Origin of the sequence: Kitasatospora sp. NPDC058170 (assembly GCF_042883905.1) — a bacterium.
In the GTDB taxonomy this organism is placed as follows: domain Bacteria; phylum Actinomycetota; class Actinomycetes; order Streptomycetales; family Streptomycetaceae; genus Kitasatospora.
In genome coordinates this window covers 200,116-219,330 of record NZ_JBHVUV010000011.1, presented here as the reverse complement: position 1 = coordinate 219,330, position 19,215 = coordinate 200,116, and the positions used below count along the sequence as shown (strand labels likewise).

11 protein-coding genes and 1 pseudogene are annotated in these 19,215 nt (G+C 72.8%); all 12 read right to left on the bottom strand.

Annotated features, from left to right (window positions below):
• Positions 1 to 158 precede the first annotated feature (158 nt).
• Positions 159 to 1,157 (bottom strand): ketol-acid reductoisomerase, encoded by a 999-nt coding sequence (gene ilvC, locus ACFVVX_RS14985; RefSeq protein WP_387945362.1) that lies wholly within the window; start codon positions 1,155 to 1,157, stop codon positions 159 to 161.
• Between the two features lie 128 nt (positions 1,158 to 1,285).
• Entirely contained in the window at positions 1,286 to 1,810 is a 525-nt protein-coding gene (gene ilvN / locus ACFVVX_RS14980; protein WP_360183991.1) for an acetolactate synthase small subunit, read from the bottom strand.
• A 37-nt stretch (positions 1,811 to 1,847) separates the two neighbouring features.
• Complete coding sequence (locus ACFVVX_RS14975; protein WP_387945359.1) at positions 1,848 to 3,701, bottom strand: acetolactate synthase large subunit; 1,854 nt, start codon at positions 3,699 to 3,701, stop codon at positions 1,848 to 1,850.
• A gap of 314 nt (positions 3,702 to 4,015) precedes the next feature.
• Positions 4,016 to 6,946 (bottom strand): putative bifunctional diguanylate cyclase/phosphodiesterase, encoded by a 2,931-nt coding sequence (locus ACFVVX_RS14970; protein ID WP_387945408.1) that lies wholly within the window; start codon positions 6,944 to 6,946, stop codon positions 4,016 to 4,018.
• Between the two features lie 469 nt (positions 6,947 to 7,415).
• Positions 7,416 to 10,451 (bottom strand): AAA family ATPase, encoded by a 3,036-nt coding sequence (locus ACFVVX_RS14965; protein ID WP_387945357.1) that lies wholly within the window; start codon positions 10,449 to 10,451, stop codon positions 7,416 to 7,418.
• Positions 10,452 to 10,582: 131 nt separating this feature from the next.
• On the bottom strand, positions 10,583 to 10,747 hold the full coding sequence (locus ACFVVX_RS14960; protein ID WP_387945355.1) for a hypothetical protein: 165 nt from the start codon (positions 10,745 to 10,747) through the stop codon (positions 10,583 to 10,585).
• A 247-nt stretch (positions 10,748 to 10,994) separates the two neighbouring features.
• On the bottom strand, positions 10,995 to 12,509 hold the full coding sequence (gene gatB / locus ACFVVX_RS14955; RefSeq protein ID WP_387945353.1) for an Asp-tRNA(Asn)/Glu-tRNA(Gln) amidotransferase subunit GatB: 1,515 nt from the start codon (positions 12,507 to 12,509) through the stop codon (positions 10,995 to 10,997).
• 74 nt (positions 12,510 to 12,583) lie between these two features.
• The gene (locus tag ACFVVX_RS14950) at positions 12,584 to 12,823 is read right to left on the bottom strand and encodes a hypothetical protein (protein WP_387945351.1); all 240 of its coding nucleotides are present in this window, start codon (positions 12,821 to 12,823) and stop codon (positions 12,584 to 12,586) included.
• Positions 12,820 to 14,313: an Asp-tRNA(Asn)/Glu-tRNA(Gln) amidotransferase subunit GatA gene (gene gatA, locus ACFVVX_RS14945; protein ID WP_387945350.1), complete on the bottom strand. Its 1,494-nt coding sequence runs from the start codon at positions 14,311 to 14,313 to the stop codon at positions 12,820 to 12,822. The genes ACFVVX_RS14950 and gatA overlap by 4 nt, the downstream gene beginning before the upstream one ends.
• 6 nt (positions 14,314 to 14,319) lie before the next feature.
• Positions 14,320 to 14,616 carry an Asp-tRNA(Asn)/Glu-tRNA(Gln) amidotransferase subunit GatC gene (gene gatC / locus ACFVVX_RS14940; protein ID WP_030302932.1) on the bottom strand — a complete coding sequence of 99 codons (297 nt, stop codon included), beginning with the start codon at positions 14,614 to 14,616 and terminating at the stop codon, positions 14,320 to 14,322.
• A gap of 231 nt (positions 14,617 to 14,847) precedes the next feature.
• Positions 14,848 to 16,524 (bottom strand): annotated as a pseudogene (locus tag ACFVVX_RS14935) (putative bifunctional diguanylate cyclase/phosphodiesterase); the annotation flags it as partial.
• A gap of 373 nt (positions 16,525 to 16,897) precedes the next feature.
• Positions 16,898 to 19,207, bottom strand: a complete 2,310-nt coding sequence (ligA, locus tag ACFVVX_RS14930) for an NAD-dependent DNA ligase LigA (protein WP_387945406.1) — start codon at positions 19,205 to 19,207, stop codon at positions 16,898 to 16,900.
• Between the last annotated feature and the right edge of the window lie 8 nt (positions 19,208 to 19,215).

Here is a 19,215-nt window from a genome sequence, read left to right as displayed (position 1 = left end):
GCCGCGTAGGTAGACGCACGACGCTGTGGGCCTGACGCGCACTCGGAAGTGTATCGACGGGCTGGGTGCCAGGCTGCTCCCGTCCGGCGAAATCACCCGGACGGGAGCAGCCTAGTTGTACAAGGGAGTTACGCGCGGGGGCGTGGTCCCGGGGAGGCTCAGGCCTCTTCCTTGACCCAGCTCATCAGCTTGCGCAGCTTCTTGCCGGTGGTCTCCAGCAGGTGGTCCTCGTCGGCCTTCTTGTACTCGTTGTACTTGGGCAGGCCGGCCTTGTACTCGGCGATCCAGGTGTTGGCGAAGGTGCCGTCCTGGATCTCGGTGAGGACCTTCTTCATCTCGGCCTTGGTGGCGTCGGTGATGATGCGGGGGCCGGTGACGTAGTCGCCCCACTCGGCGGTCTCGGAGACCGACCAGCGCATCTTCTCCAGGCCGCCCTCGTACATCAGGTCGACGATGAGCTTCAGCTCGTGCAGGCACTCGAAGTAGGCGATCTCCGGCTGGTAGCCGGCCTCGACCAGGGTCTCGAAGCCGGCCTTCACCAGGGCGGCGGTGCCACCGCAGAGGACGGCCTGCTCACCGAACAGGTCGGTCTCGGTCTCCTCGGTGAAGGTGGTCTTGATGACGCCGGCCTTGGTGGCGCCGATGCCCTTGGCGTAGGACAGCGCCAGCTCCAGGGCCTTGCCGGAGGCGTCCTGCTCGACGGCGACGATCGCGGGGACGCCGCGACCCTCCTCGTACTGGCGGCGGACGAGGTGGCCCGGGCCCTTCGGGGCGACCATGCAGACGTCGACGTCGGTCGGCGGCTTGATGAAGCCGAAGCGGATGTTCAGGCCGTGGCCGAAGAACAGGGCGTCGCCCGCCTTCAGGTGCGGCGCGATGGACTCCTCGTAGACGTCGGCCTGGATCGGGTCCGGCACCAGGATCATGATGACGTCGGCCTCGGCCGCGGCCTCGGCCGGGGTGACGACGCGCAGGCCGGCCTCCTCCGCCTTGGCACGGGACTTGGAGTCCGCCTTCAGGCCGACCCGGACGTCCGCGCCCGAGTCGCGCAGGGACAGCGCGTGGGCGTGGCCCTGGCTGCCGTAGCCGATGACCGCGACCTTGCGGCCCTGGATGATGGACAGGTCGGCGTCGTCTTCGTAGAACAGCTCGGCCACGGGGGCACATCTCCTTGCGTGGTGGTGTTGCCGGGTACTGCGGTTCCTACCGTAATGCGGACCCGGCGGGGTGTGGGACGTTGCTTCAGGGTGTGAGACGGGCGCGCCGCGTGCGGCGCCGCCGGCGCCTACGCGCTGCGGTCGAGGGCACGCAGCGAGCGGTCGGTGATCGAACGGGCGCCTCGCCCGATGGCGACCAGACCGGACTGGACCAGTTCCTTGATGCCGTACGGCTCCAGCATCCGGAGCATGGCCTCCAGCTTGTCCGAGCTGCCGGTGGCCTCGATGGTCACCGCGTCGGGGGACACGTCGACGGTCTTGGCACGGAACAGCTGGACGATCTCGACGATCTGGGACCGGGTCTCGTTGTCCGCCCGGACCTTCACCAGGACCAGTTCCCGCTGGATCGCAGCGGACTGGTCGAGTTCGACGATCTTTATCACGTTCACGAGCTTGTTGAGCTGCTTGGTGACCTGCTCCAGCGGGAGGTCCTCGACGTTGACCACGATCGTCATCCGGGAGATGTCCGGGTGCTCGGTCGGGCCGACGGCGAGGGAGTCGATGTTGAAGCCCCGTCGGGAGAACAGCGAGGCGATGCGGGCGAGCACGCCGGGCTTGTTCTCGACCAGGACGGAGAGGGTGTGCTTGGACATGGGGTCTCTGTTCCCTTGGTCGTTCTGGAGGGGGGCTTCAGTCGAGGTCGTCGCCGAAGTCGGGCCGGACGCCCTTGGCGAACTGGATCTCGTCGTTGCTGGTGCCGGCCGCGACCATCGGCCAGACCATGGCGTCCTGGTGGACGATGAAGTCGATGACCACCGGGCGGTCGTTGATCTCCATCGCCTGCTTGATCACCGCGTCCAGGTCCTCCGGGCGCTCGCAGCGCAGGCCGACGCAGCCCATCGCCTCGGAGAGCAGCACGAAGTCGGGGATCCGGGTGCCCTGGGCCGGCGGCTCGATGCCGTCGTGGCCCGGGCCGGCGTGCAGCACGGTGTTGGAGTAGCGCTGGTTGTAGAACAGGGTCTGCCACTGGCGGACCATGCCCAGCGAACCGTTGTTGATGACCGCGACCTTGATCGGGATGTCGTTGAGCGCGCAGGTGACCAGCTCCTGGTTGGTCATCTGGAAGCAGCCGTCGCCGTCGATCGCCCAGACCGCCGCCTCCGGGCGGCCCGCCTTGGCGCCCATCGCGGCCGGCACCGCGTAGCCCATGGTGCCCGCGCCGCCCGAGTTCAGCCAGGTGGCCGGCTTCTCGAACTGGATGAACTGCGAGCTCCACATCTGGTGCTGGCCGACGCCCGCGGCGTAGATCGCCTCCGGGCCGACCAGCTGGCCGATCCGCTCGATGACCTGCTGCGGGGAGAGCTCCCCGGCGGGGGCCGGCTCGTAGCCCAGCGGGTAGGTCTTCTTCCACTCGTTGAGCTTGACCCACCAGTCCGCGTAGTCGCCCTTGTGGCCGGCGTCGAACTCGGCCTGGACGGCGACGATCAGGTCGGCCAGCACCTCGCGTGCGTCGCCGACGATCGGCACGTCGGCCGGGCGGTTCTTGCCGATCTCGGCCGGGTCGATGTCGGCGTGGACGATCTTGGCGTACGGGGCGAAGCTGTCCAGCTTGCCGGTGACGCGGTCGTCGAAGCGGGCACCGAGGGTGAACAGCAGGTCGGACTTCTGCAGCGCGGTGACGGCCGGGACGGTGCCGTGCATGCCGGGCATGCCCAGGTGCTGCGGGTGGCTGTCGGGGAAGGCGCCGAGCGCCATCAGGGTGGTGACCACCGGGGCGCCGGTCAGCTCGGCCAGGATCCGCAGCTCGGCCGTGGCGTTCGCCTTGAGCACGCCGCCGCCGACGTACAGCACCGGGCGCTTGGCGCCCACCAGCATCTTCGCGGCCTCGCGGATCTGCTTGGCGTGCGGCTTGGTGACCGGGCGGTAGCCGGGCAGCGAGGTCTCCGCCGGCCAACGGAAGGTGGTGGTGGCCTGCAGCGCGTCCTTGGCGATGTCGACCAGGACCGGGCCGGGGCGGCCGGTGGCGGCGATGTGGAAGGCCTCGGCGATCACCCGGGGGATCTCGGCCGGGTCGGTCACCAGGAAGTTGTGCTTGGTGATCGGCATCGTGATGCCGCAGATGTCCGCCTCCTGGAAGGCGTCGGTGCCGATCGCCTTGGAGGAGACCTGGCCGGTGATGGCCACCAGCGGGACCGAGTCCATGTAGGCGTCGGCGATCGGGGTCACCAGGTTGGTCGCGCCGGGGCCGGAGGTGGCCATGCAGACGCCGACCCGGCCGGTCGCCTGGGCGAAGCCGGTGGCGGCGTGGCCGGCGCCCTGCTCGTGGCGGACCAGGATGTGGCGCACCTTGGTCGAGTCCATCAGCGGGTCGTACGCGGGAAGGATGGCCCCGCCCGGGATGCCGAAGACGGTGTCCGCGCCCACGGCCTCCAGCGAGCGGATGAGCGACTGGGCGCCGGTCATGGTCTCGACGACGTGCTGGGGAGCGGGAGCGTGGGCGGCCGGGGTGTCCCCGCGGCGGGGGGATGCGGCGTGCTCAGTCATCTGCCTGTCTCTTCTCGGGTTCTGCCGGCCCGGGGTAGCGAGGGTTCTATCCGGTTCGGGCCGATCGCCGGCTCTGCCCCAATCGTCCCCCTTTTCCCACGAGATCGGGGCGGTGAGGGCGGCTGGAGCCAGGGGTCTTGCGGTGGTGGAACAGCGTCAGTGCAACAAAAAACCCCTCGTGCCAAGGGCATGCGAGGGGTGGCGCGTCGGTCTGTCACAAGCGGGACGTTCAGGCCCGCTCAGCCGACGCGCCCGCCAAGTACGAGAATTCGGGTGCGCATGGCAACGACCTTCCTCCCGTGCGGGGGCGACTGTCAAGCAGGTGGGACGACAGTCTCGCCATGCGGACCGTGGCCCGGACCTGCCACGGCGCGGTGTTCCGGCAGGTCGGAGGCCCCGTGGTGATGTGCGACACGCGTCGGCCCGCCCTCCCCGCGGCCACTCGTCCGGGTGTCGGCGGCGAGGTACGCCCGGCGGGCCGAGAGCGAGCCGAGCGGTCTCGGCAGGGGGTACACCCGGCGGGCCAGGGCGCGGCGCAGCCGGGTCTCGTCGAGCGGCGGGGCGAAGGCCGAACCCTGGCCCTGGCGGCAGCCCAGCTCCTGGAGGGCGGAGAGCTGGCGCGGCAGGTCGACCCCCTCGGCGGCGGTCACCAGCCCGAGGTCGCGGCCCAGGCGCAGGGCGTGCCCGGCGAGCGTCCGGCTGAGGGCGGACTCCCCCAGGTCCTGGACGAGCGTGCGGTCCAGCTTGAGCCCGTCGAAGGGCAGCCGGGCCAGTGCGCCGAGCGAGCCGCTGCCCGCGCCGAAGCCGGCCAGCGCGGTGGAGACGCCGAGCCTGCGCAGGGCCGCCAGCCGGCGGCCGAGCTCGTCCGCCAGCGTGTCCGGGCCCATCCGGGCCACCTCGATCACCAGCTGGGTGGCGGGCAGGCCGGTGTCGCGCAGCGCCGCCACCACGGCCTCGTACATGCCGGGCGAGCAGAGCCGCTCGGCGGAGAGCCGGACCGAGACCGGGACGGGCGCCGGTGCCGGTGCCGGGCGGACCCGGCCCGCCGCCGCGCGCCGCAGCACCGCCGCCGACACCGCCTCGTGGATCAGCCAACGGGAGAACCGGGTGGCCGCGTCGCCGAACTCGGCCGAGCGCAGGAACTCGGCGGGGGTGAGCAGCAGGCCCTGCGCGGAGCGCCAGCGGGCCTGCGCCTCGACGGTGGCCACGGCGCCGTTGACGAGGTCCACCACCGGCTGGTGGAGCAGCGTGAAGCCGCCCTCGCGGACGGCCACCCGCAGCCGCTCCTCCAGTTCGGTGCGGCGCTCCAGGTCGGCGCGCATGGCCGGGGTGTAGAGCACCACCCGGCCCTTGCCCTCGGACTTGGCCCGGTACATCGCGAGGTCGGCGTTGCGCATCAGCTCGTCGGTGGCGGCTCTCGGGTCGGCCGCGGGGCCGCGCTCGGGGGTGCCGAAGGCGATGCCGATGCTGGCCGCGACGCTGAGTTCGGCGCCGCCGATCCAGTACGGCTCGGAGAGTGCGACCCGCAGCCGCTCGGCGAGCTCCTGGACCTGCAGCCGGCCGAGCGGGCCGCAGACCAGGGCGGCGAACTCGTCGCCGCCGAAGCGGGCGACGGTGTCCCCGCAGCGCACCGCGCCCTGGAGCCGGCGGGCGGCCTGCACCAGCAGCTCGTCGCCGACCTGGTGGCCGGCGCTGTCGTTGACGGCCTTGAAGCCGTCCAGGTCGAGGAAGAGCACCGCGACCCCGGTGCCGCTCCCGCCCTGCTGTCCGCGCGCGCCGAGTGCGGCCCGCACCCGCTGCGAGAACAGCGCCCGGTTGGGCAGGTCGGTGAGCGGGTCGTGGAAGGCGTTGTGCTGCAACTGGGCCTGGAGTATCACGCGTTCGGTGACGTCCCGGCTGTTGAGGATCAGGCCGTCGCGGTACCGGTTGACGGTGGACTCGACGTGCAGCCACTCACCGCCGCCGGAGCTGATCCGGCACTCCACCCGGGCGGAGGGCTCGGCGGCGCCCGGGTTGCGGTGGGCCGCGCGCCGGCCGCGGGCGAGGAAGCGGCGGACCTCCAGCAGCACCCGGTCCACGTCCTCGGGGTGGACCAGGTCGAGCAGGTTCCCGCCAACCAGCTCCTCCGGGTCGCGGCCGTAGACGCCGAGCGCGGCCGGGGAGACGTAGGAGAGCACGCCGTTGGCGCCGGCGATCATGATGACGTCACTGGAGCCCTGCACCAGGGAGCGGAAGTGCGCCTCCTTGTGGGCGAGTTCCTGCGCCAGCGAGAGGTTGTCGAGCAGCATCACGCCCTGCCGCAGGATCAGCGCGAGGCCGACGGTGCAGGCGGCGGCGGCCACCACGCGGTCCAGCGTCCGCCCGCCGAGGGCGTTGTAGAGGATCCCGGCGGTGCAGACCGCGGCCGCCGCGTACGGGGTGAGCGCGCTGAAGGTGGTGGCCACCCGGCGGCGCGGCAGGCCGCCGACCGAGGGGTGCTCGCGCAGCGGGCGGCGCCAGCGCGGCGACCACGGCGCCCAGGCCAGCAGCAGGCTGCCGGCGAACCAGCCGGCGTCCAGCAGCTCGCCCGAGTGGTAGCTGACCCGCAGCTCGGGCGAGGTGAACAGGGCGTCGCAGAGCACGGTGACGGCCAGGCCCACCATCGCGGTGTGCACCGCCGCCCGGTTGCCGTCCCGGCCGCCGAAGCGCAGCCCGACGACCAGGCTGACCAGCAGGATGTCGAGGACGGGGTAGGCCAGGTTGAGGGCCAGGCGCAGCGGGGAGCCGACCTCGCCGGCGGCGGTGCGCCCGAGCGCCAGGCTCCAGCTCAGGGTGAACAGCGAGCCGGCCACCAGCCAGCCGTCGAGCAGCAGGCAGAGCCAGCCGGCCGCGCTGCGCGGGCGCTGGGCGAGCACCAGCACGCCGGTGATGGCGAGCGGGGCGAACAGCAGGAAGGCGTACTCGGCGAGCGAGTCCTGGGGCAGCGGGGTGCCCTCCACCAGCTCGTACCAGCCCCAGGTGCCGTTGCCGAAGGAGACCATCAGCGAGGAGAGGCCGAACAGCAGCCAGGCCGGGCGGGCGTGGCCGCCGACCGCGCAGCCGTAGGCGAGGCAGGACAGCGCGGCCGCGAGGGCGGCCGCGGCCAGGCCGAAGTCCCCCATGAAGACCGAGAGTTGGGGGGATCCCCAGCCGAGGGACGCGCCCAGCGCGTAGGTCAGGCAGAGCGCGCCGAGCGCGACTCCGGGCAGGCCGCGGCTGTGCAGCAGCCTGCGGACCGGGCCGCCCGGCCCGCCCGGGTCGGTCGTGGACGCGTCGGATTCCGGTACGCCGGGCCGTCCGGCTCCGGGCAGCACCGCATCGGTGGAGCTCACTCGGCCTCTCCCCCTCCGGCCCGGGGCCTCGCGCCCCGGCCACGGTCCACCGGCCGCGCACCAGGTGGCCGTACGCGGTGACCTGGCGCCCCGTCAGGGCGGTGGCCCAGGGGGTGGGCGGCCTTCCGACCGCCGCACCGCACCGATGTTCCCTGGTGGGACCCTACACCACTTCGGTCACTCAATGACACGCACACTCAACTTAGAGTAATGGTGCGGGGGTGGGGAATTGCACCCGATTCCGCCGGATCGGCCCGGTTGGCGGCGGCGCGTGGGCGGGGGCTCACGCGGCGCGCACGGGAGCACGCGGCGGCGCCCGGCGCCGGACCGCAGCGGGGGCGCGGTCCGGCGGCGTGCCGGCGGATCAGCGCCCGGCCGGGGCGAGGTCCTCCGGGAAGAGCCGCAGGCGGTGGGCCAGCGCGGCCGCCTCGCCCCGGCCGGCCACCTCCAACTTGCCGAGGATGTTGGAGACGTGCACGCTCGCGGTCTTCGGCGAGATGTACAGCTCCTCGGCGATCTGCCGGTTGGTACGGCCCCGGGCGAGCAGTCGGAGCACGTCCCGCTCACGGGGGGTGAGGCCGAGGGACTCCCCCGCGAGGGGGGCCTTGGCGGGGGCGGCGCGGCGCGCGGTGAGCGCCAGGCCGGCCCGGTCGGCCAGGGCGGCGATCTCGGCCAGCAGCGGGGCGTCGCCCCTGGCCTTGGCCAGCTTCCGTGCCTCGCGCAGCAGTTCGCCGGCCTCCTCGCGGCGGCCGGCCAGCACCTCGGCCTCGGCGGCCCGCAGCAGCGCCCAGGCCAGCGGGTACGCCAGTGCGGTCGGGCGCAGCGCCTCGACCGCGGCCGCCCACTGCGCCGGGGTGTCGGCGCCCTCGGCGCGGGCCAGTTCGGCCTCCAGCAGCCGGGCCCAGCCGCGGTGCAGCGGCGCCTTGGGGGTCAGCCCGGCGGCCGCCGCGGCGATCCTGGCCAGCACGTCGGCGCGGCCCGCCTCGGCCTCCGGCAGGCCCCGGCAGTCGGCCTCCACCGAGGCGCCCTCCACCAGCAGCGGGTAGAGGTCGGCCTCGTACCCGATCGGGAGCTCCAGCGCCGCCAGCAGCTCGGCCCGGGCCTCCAGCGGGCGCCCGCTCAGGGCGGCGATCCGCACGGCCAGCCGGCTGATCGGCACCGAGTGCTGGAGCTGGCCGATCCGGTTGGCCGCCCGGGCCTGCGCCAGCATCCCGGTCGCGGCGGCCAGGTCCCCGCCCAGCAGGGCGAGTTCGCCGCGCATCCGGTCCAGGAACTCCGCGTGGGTGCCGTGCGGGCGGGTCGCCTCGGAGTCGGCCAGCACCCGGGCGGCCTCCTCGGTGCGGCCGAGGTCGATCAGCGCCTCGGCCAGGTTGCCGATCAGGATGGTGCCGGTGTTGCGCAGCAGCCCGGTGCTGTCGGCCGCCTCCAGCCCCTCCCTGGCGAGGGCCACGGCCTCCTCGGACCGGCCCAGCCCGCGCAGCATGCTGGCCAGGTTGTTGATCCCGCGCAGCAGGACGTCGGGCACCCCGAGCCGGCGGGTGGCCTCCACCGCCGCGGTCAGTTCGGCGACGGCCGCGTCCGGGTCGTTGCCGAGGTCGTTGTGCAGGCTGGAGAGGGTCATCCGGGCGTGCTGCTCGACCGAGTGGGCGCCGACCTGCCGGGCGATCGCGGCGGCCCGCTCGGCGAGTTCGATGTGCTCCGGCCCGGGGTTCTTGAGCATCGCGACGCCGGCGCCGAGCGCGAACACCTCGGCCTGGACGGCGGACGGCGCGAGGTTCTCGACCAGCCGGTGGGCGTGCGCGATCTCCTCGTCGTCGCCGGAGCGGCGCAGATGGCCGAGCATCCGGGCCCGGTTGATCCGGAACCAGGCGGCGCGGGCCGGGTTCTCCTGCTCGTCGACCAGCTTCAGTGCGCGCCGGGACAGGCTCAGCCCGCGCTCGCGGTCCCCGCTGCGGCGGGCCGCGACCACCGCCTCGGCCAGTACGTCGATCAGCTGCAGCCGGGCGCAGGACGCGTCGTGCGTGTCGTGGTCGCAGCCGCAGGGCGGGTAGGTCTCGGCCCAGTCGTAGGGGCGCAGGGTGTGCTCCAGGACGTCCTCGGACACCTGGTCCCACAGCTCCAGGGCGCGCTCCAGCATGCCCAGCTGCTCGGCGAAGGCGTTGCGCCGCCGGGCGGCCCGGGCGGCGTCCAGGGCGGTCGGCAGGGCCCTCGCCGGATCGTGCGCGTGGTACCAGTAGTTGGCCAGCCGGGCCGGGCGCACGTCGCAGGCGACCAGGTGGGGCTGCGCCTCCAGGGCGGTGGCGAAGTGGCGGTTGATCCGGTGCCGCTCGCCGGGCAGCAGGTCGTCCGAGACGGCCTCGCGGACCAGCGCGTGCCGGAAGCGGTAGCCGTCGCCGTCCGTGTCCGGGCGCAGGATGTTGGCGCCGACGGCGGTCCGCAGCGACTCGATCAGCTCCTCCTCGTCGTCCAGGACGGCGGCGAGCAGCGCGTGTTCGACGTAGGAGCCGCCCTCCGCGGCGATCCGCAGGACCCGCTGGGTCTCCTCGTCCAGCCCCTCGACCCGGACCAGCAGGATGTCGCGCAGCGAGTCGGTCAGTCCGGAGAAGCAGCCGTCCTGGAAGGCGGTGGCGAGCTCCTCCACGAAGAACGGGTTGCCCTCGGAGCGGCGGTGGATGCGGTCGACCAGCTGGCTGTCGGGCGCGGTGGTGCCGAGGATGCCGGCCAGCTGCGCGGCGACCTCGTCGTGGCGGAAGCGCTCCAGCTCCAGCCGCTGGACGGTGCGCAGCCGTTCGAGCTCGGCGAGGAAGGGCCGCAGCGGGTGGCGGCGGTGCAGGTCGTCGGTGCGGTAGGTGGCGACCAGCAGGACCCGGGCCCGGTGCAGGGTGCGGACCAGGTACGCGAACAGCTCGCGGGTGGAGCGGTCGGACCAGTGCAGGTCCTCGACGGCGAGGACGAGGGTACGGTCCACGCCGAGTCGCTCGAACAGCCTCGCGGTGTGCTCGAACAGCCGGGCTCGGCCGTACTCGTCGTTGGGCTCGCCGTCGGCCTCGCCGAAGTCGGGCAGCAGCCGGGCGAGGTGACCCTCGCTGCCCTCGGCGGCGGCCTCCAGCTCGGCGCCCAGGGCTCGGTGCAGCCGGCGCAGCGCGGTGGACAGCGGCGCGTACGGCAGGCCCTCGGCCCCGACCTCCAGGCAGCCGCCGACGGTGGTGACGACCCGTCCGCCGCCGTCGCCGGCCTGTTGCAGGAACTCCTCCAGCAGCCGGGTCTTGCCGACGCCCGCCTCGCCGCCGATCAGCACGGCCTGCGGGCTGCCCGCCCCGGCGCGCCGCAGCGCCTCCCCCAGTGCGGTGATCTCGGTGCCACGGCCGACGAAGACGGGACTCACCGATATCTGCTGCATGGATGCGAGCATGCCATAGGCCCACTCGGCAGGCCGAGCGGATATCCCGTCCCCCGGACGGCCGGAAGGGGAGGCGCCGGTGGGCACCTCCCCTTCCTTCTCCCGCTCGGCACCCGAGGGGTGCCGGTCTGTCAGCACTCGCGGAGGTGAGCGGCGCGCCGCTCGGTGCGGGTGGTGACCAGGCGGCGCAGTCCGCGCCCGGCCCGCGGGGCCCTGGCCTGGAGGACCAGCCGTTCCTGCTCGGCGCGGTGGCGCAGCTCCCGCTGGTGCTGCTGGATGAGCTCGTACTCGATCACGGTGTTTCCCCTCGTGGTGTTCTCTCGTTCTGAGGTAAAGATTCCTCTCCCAGCGGGGGGTGCCGCATCGGCAGCCTGCCGGATCTTGCGGGCGGCCTTCGGCTTAGACCCGGTACCCCGGGTACGGCAAAGGCCCGGATCCACCCCACTTACGAGGTGAATCCGGGCCCTGAGTCGGCCTAAGGTGCCTTAGAAGGCCTTAGATGCCTTAGAACCATAGGCAGAACCGCGGTTCTGCGGACAGTTCCTACTGATCGGCGTCGACGCCGAGGCGCTCCAAAATCAGGTCCTTGACGCGCGCCGCGTCGGCCTGGCCCCGGGTGGCCTTCATGACCGCGCCGACCAGCGCGCCCACGGCCGCGACCTTGCCGTCGCGGATCTTGGCGGCGATCGCCTCGTTGCCGGCGATGGCCTCGTCGACGGCGGCACCGAGCGCGGAGTCGTCCGAGACCACGGCCAGGCCGCGCTTCTCGACGACCTCGTCCGGCTCGCCCTCGCCGGCCAGCACGGCCTCGATGACCTGGCGGGCCAGCTTGTCGTTCAGCTTGCCCTCGGCGACCAGCGCGGTGACCCGGGCGACCTGCGCCGGGGTGATCGGCTGCTCGCTCAGCTCGGTGCCGGTCTCGTTGGCCCGGCGGGCCAGCTCGCCCATCCACCACTTGCGGGCCTGGTCGGCCGGGGCGCCGGCGGCGATGGTCTCCAGGATCGGCTCGACCGCACCGGCGTTCAGCACCGACTGCATGTCCTTGTCCGACAGGCCCCAGTCGGCCTGCAGCCGGGCGCGGCGCACCCGCGGCAGCTCGGGCAGCCCGGCGCGCAGCTCCTCGACCCACTCCCGCGCGGGCGCGATCGGCACCAGGTCGGGCTCGGGGAAGTAGCGGTAGTCCTCGGCGTTGTCCTTGATCCGGCCGGAGGTGGTGGAGCCGTCCTCCTCGTGGAAGTGCCGGGTCTCCTGGATGATCGTGCCGCCGTCGGTCAGCACGGTGGCGTGCCGCTGGATCTCGAACCGGGCGGCCCGCTCGACGCTGCGCAGCGAGTTGACGTTCTTGGTCTCGGAGCGGGTGCCGAAGGTCGTGGTGCCGTTGGGGCGCAGCGACAGGTTGACGTCGCAGCGCATCTGGCCCTTGTCCATCCGGGCCTCGGAGACGCCCAGCGCCTTGATCAGCTCGCGCAGCTCGGCCACGTACGCCTTGGCGACCTCGGGGGCGCGCTCGCCGGCGCCCTCGATCGGCTTGGTGACGATCTCGATCAGCGGGATGCCGGCCCGGTTGTAGTCCAGCAGCGAGTGCGAGGCGCCGTGGATGCGGCCGGTGGCACCGCCGACGTGGGTGGACTTGCCGGTGTCCTCCTCCATGTGGGCGCGCTCGATCTCCACCCGGAAGGTCGAGCCGTCCTCCAGCTGCACGTCGAGGTAGCCGTTGAAGGCGATCGGCTCGTCGTACTGCGAGGTCTGGAAGTTCTTCGGCATGTCCGGGTAGAAGTAGTTCTTCCGCGCGAACCGGCACCACTCGGCGATCTCGCAGTTCAGCGCCAGGCCGATCTTGACGGCCGACTCCACACCGATCGCGTTGACCACCGGCAGCGAGCCGGGCAGGCCGAGGCAGGTCGGGCAGACCTGGCTGTTCGGCTCGGCGCCCAGCTCGGTCGAGCAACCGCAGAACATCTTGGTCTTGGTGCCCAGCTCGACGTGGACCTCCAGGCCCATCACCGGGTCGTACGACGCGAGAGCGTCCTCGTAGGAGACCAGGTTCTTGACGCTCACAGCGTCCCCTTCACTAAAAAGTCTTTGGGAGGTACGGGCCCGGCCGCCGCTCGCGCGGGGCCGGGCCGGGGCGCTCAGCCCAGCAGGACGTCGTCGTCGCCGAGGCGGCGCAGCTCGCGCACCAGCAGGGCCGTACCGGTGACCAGGGCGGCGGCGCCGACCAGGGCGTTGATCAGCTTGAGCGTGTCGTTCTCGCCGCGGGCGCGCTTGACGTCCTTGACGATCGACACCGCGCCGAAGGCGCTGGTGCCGATGGACAGCCACAGGCCGGGCTTGCTGTGCTTGAAGCCCTTGGCCTTCTCGATCTTGCTCACAGTGCCGGTGCCTCCTCCAGCAGGGTGTGCCCCCACTTGTCGTTGAGTGCGGCCTCGACGGCGCCGCCCACGCGGTACAGGCGGTCGTCCGCCATCGCGGGTGCGATGATCTGCAGGCCGACCGGGAGATTGTCCTCCGGGGCGAGCCCGCAGGGCAGCGACATGGCCGCGTTGCCCGCGAGGTTCGACGGAATCGTGCAGAGGTCGGCCAGGTACATCGCCATCGGGTCGTCGGCGCGCTCGCCGATCGGGAAGGCGGTGGTCGGGGTGGTCGGGGAGACCAGCACGTCCACGCCGGCGAAGGCGGCGTCGAAGTCGCGCGAGATGAGCGTGCGGACCTTCTGGGCCGAGCCGTAGTAGGCGTCGTAGTAGCCCGAGGAGAGGGCGTAGGTGCCCAGGATGATGCGGCGCTTCACCTCGGGGCCGAAGCCGGCCTCGCGGGTGAGGGCGGTGACGTCCTCGGCGGAGCGGGTGCCGTCGTCGCCGACCCGCAGGCCGTAGCGCATCGCGTCGAAGCGGGCCAGGTTGGAGGAGGCCTCGCTGGGCGCGATCAGGTAGTACGCCGGCAGCGCCAGGGTGAAGGACGGGCAGGAGACCTCGACGACCTCGGCGCCCAGCTCGCGCAGCAGCTCCACGGACTCGTTGAAGCGCTGCATCACGCCGGCCTGGTAGCCCTCGCCGGCGAACTCCTTGACCACGCCGATCCGCATGCCGCGCACGTCGCGCAGCTTGGCGGCCTCGACCACGGCCGGGACGGGCGCGTTGATCGAGGTGGAGTCCAGCGGGTCGTGCCCGGCGATCGCCTCGTGCAGCAGCGCCGCGTCCAGCACGGTGCGGGCGCAGGGGCCGCCCTGGTCCAGCGAGGACGAGAACGCGACCAGGCCGTAGCGGGAGACCGAGCCGTAGGTCGGCTTGACGCCGACCGTGCCGGTGACGGCGCCGGGCTGGCGGATCGAGCCGCCGGTGTCGGTGCCGATCGCCAGCGGGGCCTCGAAGGCGGCCAGCGCGGCGGCCGAACCGCCGCCCGAGCCGCCGGGGATCCGGGAGAGGTCCCACGGGTTGCCGGTCACGCCGTAGGCGGAGTTCTCGGTGGAGGAGCCCATCGCGAACTCGTCCATGTTGGTCTTGCCGAGGATCACGACGCCGGCGTCCTTGAGACGCGTGGTCAGCGTGGCGTCGTACGGCGGGATCCAGCCCTCGAGGATCTTGGAGCCGCAGGTGGTCGGCACGCCCTTGGTGGTGAAGACGTCCTTCAGCGCGAGCGGGACGCCGGCCAGCGGGCCCAGCTCCTCGCCCTTGGCGCGCTTCTCGTCGACGGCGCGGGCGGCGCTCAGCGCGCCCTCGGTGTCGACGTGCAGGAAGGCGTTGACCTTCTGGTCGACGGCGCCGATGCGGTCCAGGTGGGCCTGGGCGACCTCGACGGCGGAGACCTCGCCCTTGGAGATCGCGGAGGCGGTCTCGGCGGCGGTGTAGTGGATCAGGTCGGTCATGGTGGGTCAGTCCTCCCCGAGGATCTGCGGCACACGGAAACGCTGCTCCTCGGCGGCCGGGGCGCCGGCCAGCGCCTGGTCCGGGGTGAGCGACGGCCGCACCTCGTCCGCGCGCATGACGTTGGTCAGCGGCAGCGGGTGGGAGGTCGGCGGGACGTCCTGTCCGGCGACCTCGGAAACGCGGGCGACCGCGCCGATGATCACGTCGAGCTGCTCGGCGAAGTGGTCCAACTCTTCGGCCTGCAACTCAAGACGCGACAGCCGAGCGAGGTGGGCGACCTCCTCGCGCGTGATGCCAGGCATGCAGCGATCCTCAAGGGTGAGTTCTGGTGAGGCCCGGCGACGCGCTCAGGCGGTGCCGGGCCCGGGCAGGAGCAGCCGGCTCGGCGCTCCCGTCCTCTTGGTCTGTGGACCCATCCTATGGGGCGCGGCCCGGCCACCGGCCAACGAGTAACCGCCGGGCCCGGTCACCGCGGCGCCTGCGGGGGCCGCCGCGGCCCGGTCGGGGCCCGGTCACCGTGTTGCCGGCGGGTGCTACTGCGGCCTGGTCGGCGCCCAACTCGGCGCGGCGGGGGCCTGGATCTCCATGTGCGCGGCCTGGACGGCCTGGATCGCCGGCGGCAGGACGGGCGGCATGGCCGGGGGGATCGCCGGCTTGATGACCGACGGCAGCTGCGGGGGCGACGCCAGCCGTTCCACCGGCGGGGCTCCGGTGCGGTGCACCCGCAGCCAGGCGGTGGCCTGCTCGGCCGGCAGCGCCGCGGAGACCAGCCAGCCCTGGACGGCGTCCACGCCCATGCCGTGCAGCCGCTCCCAGGTCTCGTCGTCCTCGACGCCCTCGGCGACGACGGTCAGGCCCAGCGAGTGGGCGAGCTCCACCGAGCAGCGGACCACGGCCGCGTCGTGGTCGTCGGCGACCATCCGGGAGACGAAGGAGCGGTCGATCTTCAGCTCGCCGACCGGCAGGCTGCGCAGCCGCACCAGCGAGGAGTGGCCGGTGCCGAAGTCGTCCAGGGACATCCCGACGCCGTAGCCGCGCAGCTCGGCGAGGGTGTCGGCGGCCCGCCGGGAGTCGTCCAGCAGCAGCCGCTCGGTGATCTCCAGCTGGAGCGCGTGGGCCGGCACCTGGTGGCGCACCAGGTGCCCGGCGACCCGCTGGGCGAAGCCGGGGTTGAGCACGTCGCGCGGCGAGACGTTCACCGCGACCTGCACCTGGAGGCCCTGCTCGCGCCAGTAGGCGAGCTGGCCGACCGCCGCCTCCAGCACGTAGTCGGTCAGCCGGGGCATCAGGCCGCTGGACTCCGCCAGCCCGACGAACTCGTCCGGGGAGACCTTGCCCTGGCCGGGCCGCTCCCAGCGCAGCAGCGCCTCCAGGCCGACCACCCGGCCGTCGAAGGCCACCTTCGGCTGGTAGTGCAGCTGCACCTCGCCGGTCTCCAGGGCCCGCCGCAGATCGCCGAGCAGCCCGATCCGGTACGGCGTGTCGGCGTCCTGCGCCTCGTCGTACTGCTCGACGCAGGTCCGGCCGCGCTGGGCGTGGCCCATCGCGACGTCGGCCCGGCGCAGCAGCGCCTCGGCGTCCTGGGCGTGCTGCGGGTAGACGCAGACGCCCGCGCTGGCCTCCAGCACGAGCAGCAGGCCGTCCAGCCGGATCGGTGCGGCCAGCTCGGCGATCAGCGCCTTGGCGACCCGTTCCAGGGTGTCCGGGCAGCCGATGCCGGGCAGCAGGACGGCGAACTCGTCCCCGCCCATCCGGGCGACCAGCGGTCGGCCACGCCGGTAGTGCCGGGGCAGCCCGGCGAAGACGTCGTCGATCGACTCCCGGGTCGCACTGCCCGCGTGGCCGCCGGAGCGCAGTGCCCGGTGCAGTCGGCGGGCGATGTGAACCAGCAGCCGGTCCCCGGCCGTATGTCCGAGTGTGTCGTTGAGCGACCGGAAGCGGTCGAGGTCGAGGAGGATGAGACCGACGCTGTAGCCGTCCTCCTGTTCCGCGATCGCCTCCTGGGCGGCCAGGAGTAAGGCCTGGCGGTTGGGCAGATCCGTGAGCGGGTCGGTCAGCTGGTCACGGGCGCGGTCCCGGGCGATCCGCCAGGCCGCGAAGAGCACGGCCAGCGGCACCGCGAACAGCGGCAGCAGCTCGGGTTCGTACCGGTAGACCAGGACGGCCAGCGGGATGAGCGGCGCGGCGCCGGCCAGCAGCACGCCGAGCAGCAGGACCGCACCTGCCACCCCCTGCGGCGGGCGTGTGGGCGCACCGCCGGTCGTACGATCCATAAGCCCTGTCCTCCGTCGGGCCCGCCCCGTCAGGCCGCCTTACGGTGAGGCACCGTACTGGTACCGGCAGCTGCCGGGCATGGAGCGACCCCGCGGAGACCGGCTCAGCCGGTGCCCCCACCCCTGCTGACACTCTGTTGCGCTCCAGGGTATTCCCGGGCCCACCCGGCGGGCAGACTTTCGGACAACCGGGAACGCGCCACCGCGTTCCGGTGCCGCACGGTGACACAATGCCCGCTCTCACCGTGCGGCACCCGATGACGTTGCATCAGGACGATAACAAGCCCGGACCGGCCCTCCCGCGCGCGGGTCAGCCTTCGGCCGGGGCCTCCTCGGGCGCCTGCTCCAAGGCCTGCTCAGAGGCCTCTTCGGCGGCCTCGGGAGCCGCGATCCCGAGGTGGGTGCGGGCCGCCTGCGGGCCCTGCTCCAGCAGCACGGTGAAGCCCGCGTCGTCGAGGACGGGCAGCCCGAGCTGAACGGCCTTGTCGTACTTGGAACCCGGGTTGTCACCGGCGACGACAAAATCGGTCTTTTTGGAGACCGACCCCGTCACCTTGGCACCGCGCGAGGTCAGCGCCTCCTTGGCGCCGTCCCGGGTGTGCCCGGCCAGCGTGCCGGTCACCACGACCGTCAGGCCCTCCAGCGGGCGCTCGCCCTCCTCCTCGGTGCGCTCCTCGACGAAGCGGACGCCGGCGGCGCGCCACTTCTCCAGGATCTCCCGGTGCCAGTCCTCCTGGTACCACTCGATGATCGAGCGGGCCGTGCCGGATCCGACGCCCTCGGTGGCGGCCAGCCGCTCCTCGTCGGCCGCGAAGATCGCGTCCAGGTCCCGGAACTCGCGCGCCAGCGCGTCGGCGGCCACCGGCCCGACGTGGCGGATCGACAGGCCGTTGAGGAAGCGCCAGAGCGGCTGCCGCTTGGCCTTGTCGAGGTTCTCCAGCAGCAGCCCGGTGGTCTTCTTCGGCGCGCCCGTGGTGGTGGCGAAGAAGAAGACCTCCTTCTCCTCGCCGGTGGTGTCGTCCAGCTTGGGCATGCCCGTCTTCGGGTCGCGCACCAGCACCCTGATCGGCAGCAGCTGATCCTCGGTGAGCCCGAAGATGTCGCCCTCGTCCCGGACGGGCGCCTCGGCCGGCTCCAGCGGCTGGGTCAGCGCGGTGGCCGCGACGTAGCCCAGGCCCTCGATGTCCAGCGAGGACCGGCCGCCGAGGAAGGCGATCCGCTCGCGGATCTGCGCCGGGCAGAACTGCGCGTTCGGGCACCGCAGGTCGATGTCGCCCTCGGCCATCGCGCGCAGTTCGGCGCCGCACTCGTGGCAGTGCGAGGGCATCACGAACTCCACCTCGGTGCCGTCCCGCAGGTCGTACACCGGCCCGAGGATCTCGGGGATGACGTCCCCCGCCTTGCGCAGCACCACGGTGTCCCCGAGCAGGACGTCCTTGGCCTTCACCACCTGCTGGTTGTGCAGCGTCGCGTACTGGACCATCGAGCCGGCCACCTTCACCGGCTCCGCCAGCACCGCGTACGGGGTGGCCCGGCCGGTGCGGCCGATGCCGACCTTGATGGCGGCCAGCCGGCCGGTCACCTCCTCCGGCGGGTACTTCCACGCGATCGCCCAGCGCGGGGACTTCGAGGTGGCGCCGAGCCGGCCCTGGAGGGCGATCTCGTCCACCTTGACCACGACGCCGTCGATCTCGTGCTCGACGGAGTGCCGCTCCTCGCCGAAGTGCTTGATGAAGGCGCGGACCTCCGCCAGCGTGCCGACCACCCGGTTGTGCCGGGCGGTGGGCAGGCCCCACTCGTGCAGCAGCCGGTAGGCGTGGGACTGGCAGTCGATGTCGAAGCCGGAGCGCGCGCCGATGCCGTGCACCACCATGTGCAGCGGACGGGAGGCGGTGACGTGCGGGTCCTTCTGGCGCAGCGAACCGGCCGCGGCGTTGCGCGGGTTCATGAACAGCCGGATCATCGCCCGGGGCCGCTTGCCCTCCGCGGCCCGCTCCTCGTTCTCCTGCCGGCGGCGCTCGTTCTCCTGCGCGAACGAGGCGTTCAGCGCGTCGAACTCCTCGGTGGGGAAGTAGACCTCGCCCCGGATCTCCACCAGCTCGGGGATGTTCTCGCCCTTGAGCTGGTGCGGGATCTCCTTGATGGTGCGGACGTTGGCGGTGATGTCCTCGCCGACCCGGCCGTCGCCGCGGGTCGCCGCCTGCACCAACTGGCCGTTCTCGTAGGTGAGGTTGACGGCCAGGCCGTCCACCTTGAGCTCGCACAGGTAGTGGTAGTCGATGCCGTGCAGCTCGGTGGCGACGCGCTCGGCCCAGGCGGCGAGCTCCTCGTCGTCCATCGCGTTGTCCAGGCTGAGCAGCCGCTCGCGGTGCTCGACCGGGGCGAACAGCTCGGTGGGCGCCCCGCCGACCCGCTGGGTCGGCGAGTCCGGCGTGACCAGCGCCGGGTGCTCCGCCTCGATCGCCTCCAACTCGCGCATCAGCACGTCGAACTCGGCGTCGCTGACGACCGGCGCATCCTGCTCGTAGTACCGCGACCGGTGGTCCTCGATCTCGGCCGCCAGCTCGGCGTGCCGCCTGCGCACCTCCGCCGGGATCTCCTCCCAGCCCTCGACAGCCACCACCGCAA

What these genes read in the sequence shown, in the direction of transcription:
- ilvN (WP_360183991.1), bottom strand. Translation starts at nt 1,810, where the DNA reads ATGTCCAAGCACACCCTCTCCGTCCTGGTCGAGAACAAGCCCGGCGTG.
- ACFVVX_RS14975 (WP_387945359.1), bottom strand. Translation starts at nt 3,701, where the DNA reads ATGACTGAGCACGCCGCATCCCCCCGCCGCGGGGACACCCCGGCCGCC.
- ACFVVX_RS14965 (WP_387945357.1), bottom strand. Translation starts at nt 10,451, where the DNA reads ATGCAGCAGATATCGGTGAGTCCCGTCTTCGTCGGCCGTGGCACCGAG.
- gatA (WP_387945350.1), bottom strand. Translation starts at nt 14,313, where the DNA reads ATGACCGACCTGATCCACTACACCGCCGCCGAGACCGCCTCCGCGATC.
- gatC (WP_030302932.1), bottom strand. Translation starts at nt 14,616, where the DNA reads ATGCCTGGCATCACGCGCGAGGAGGTCGCCCACCTCGCTCGGCTGTCG.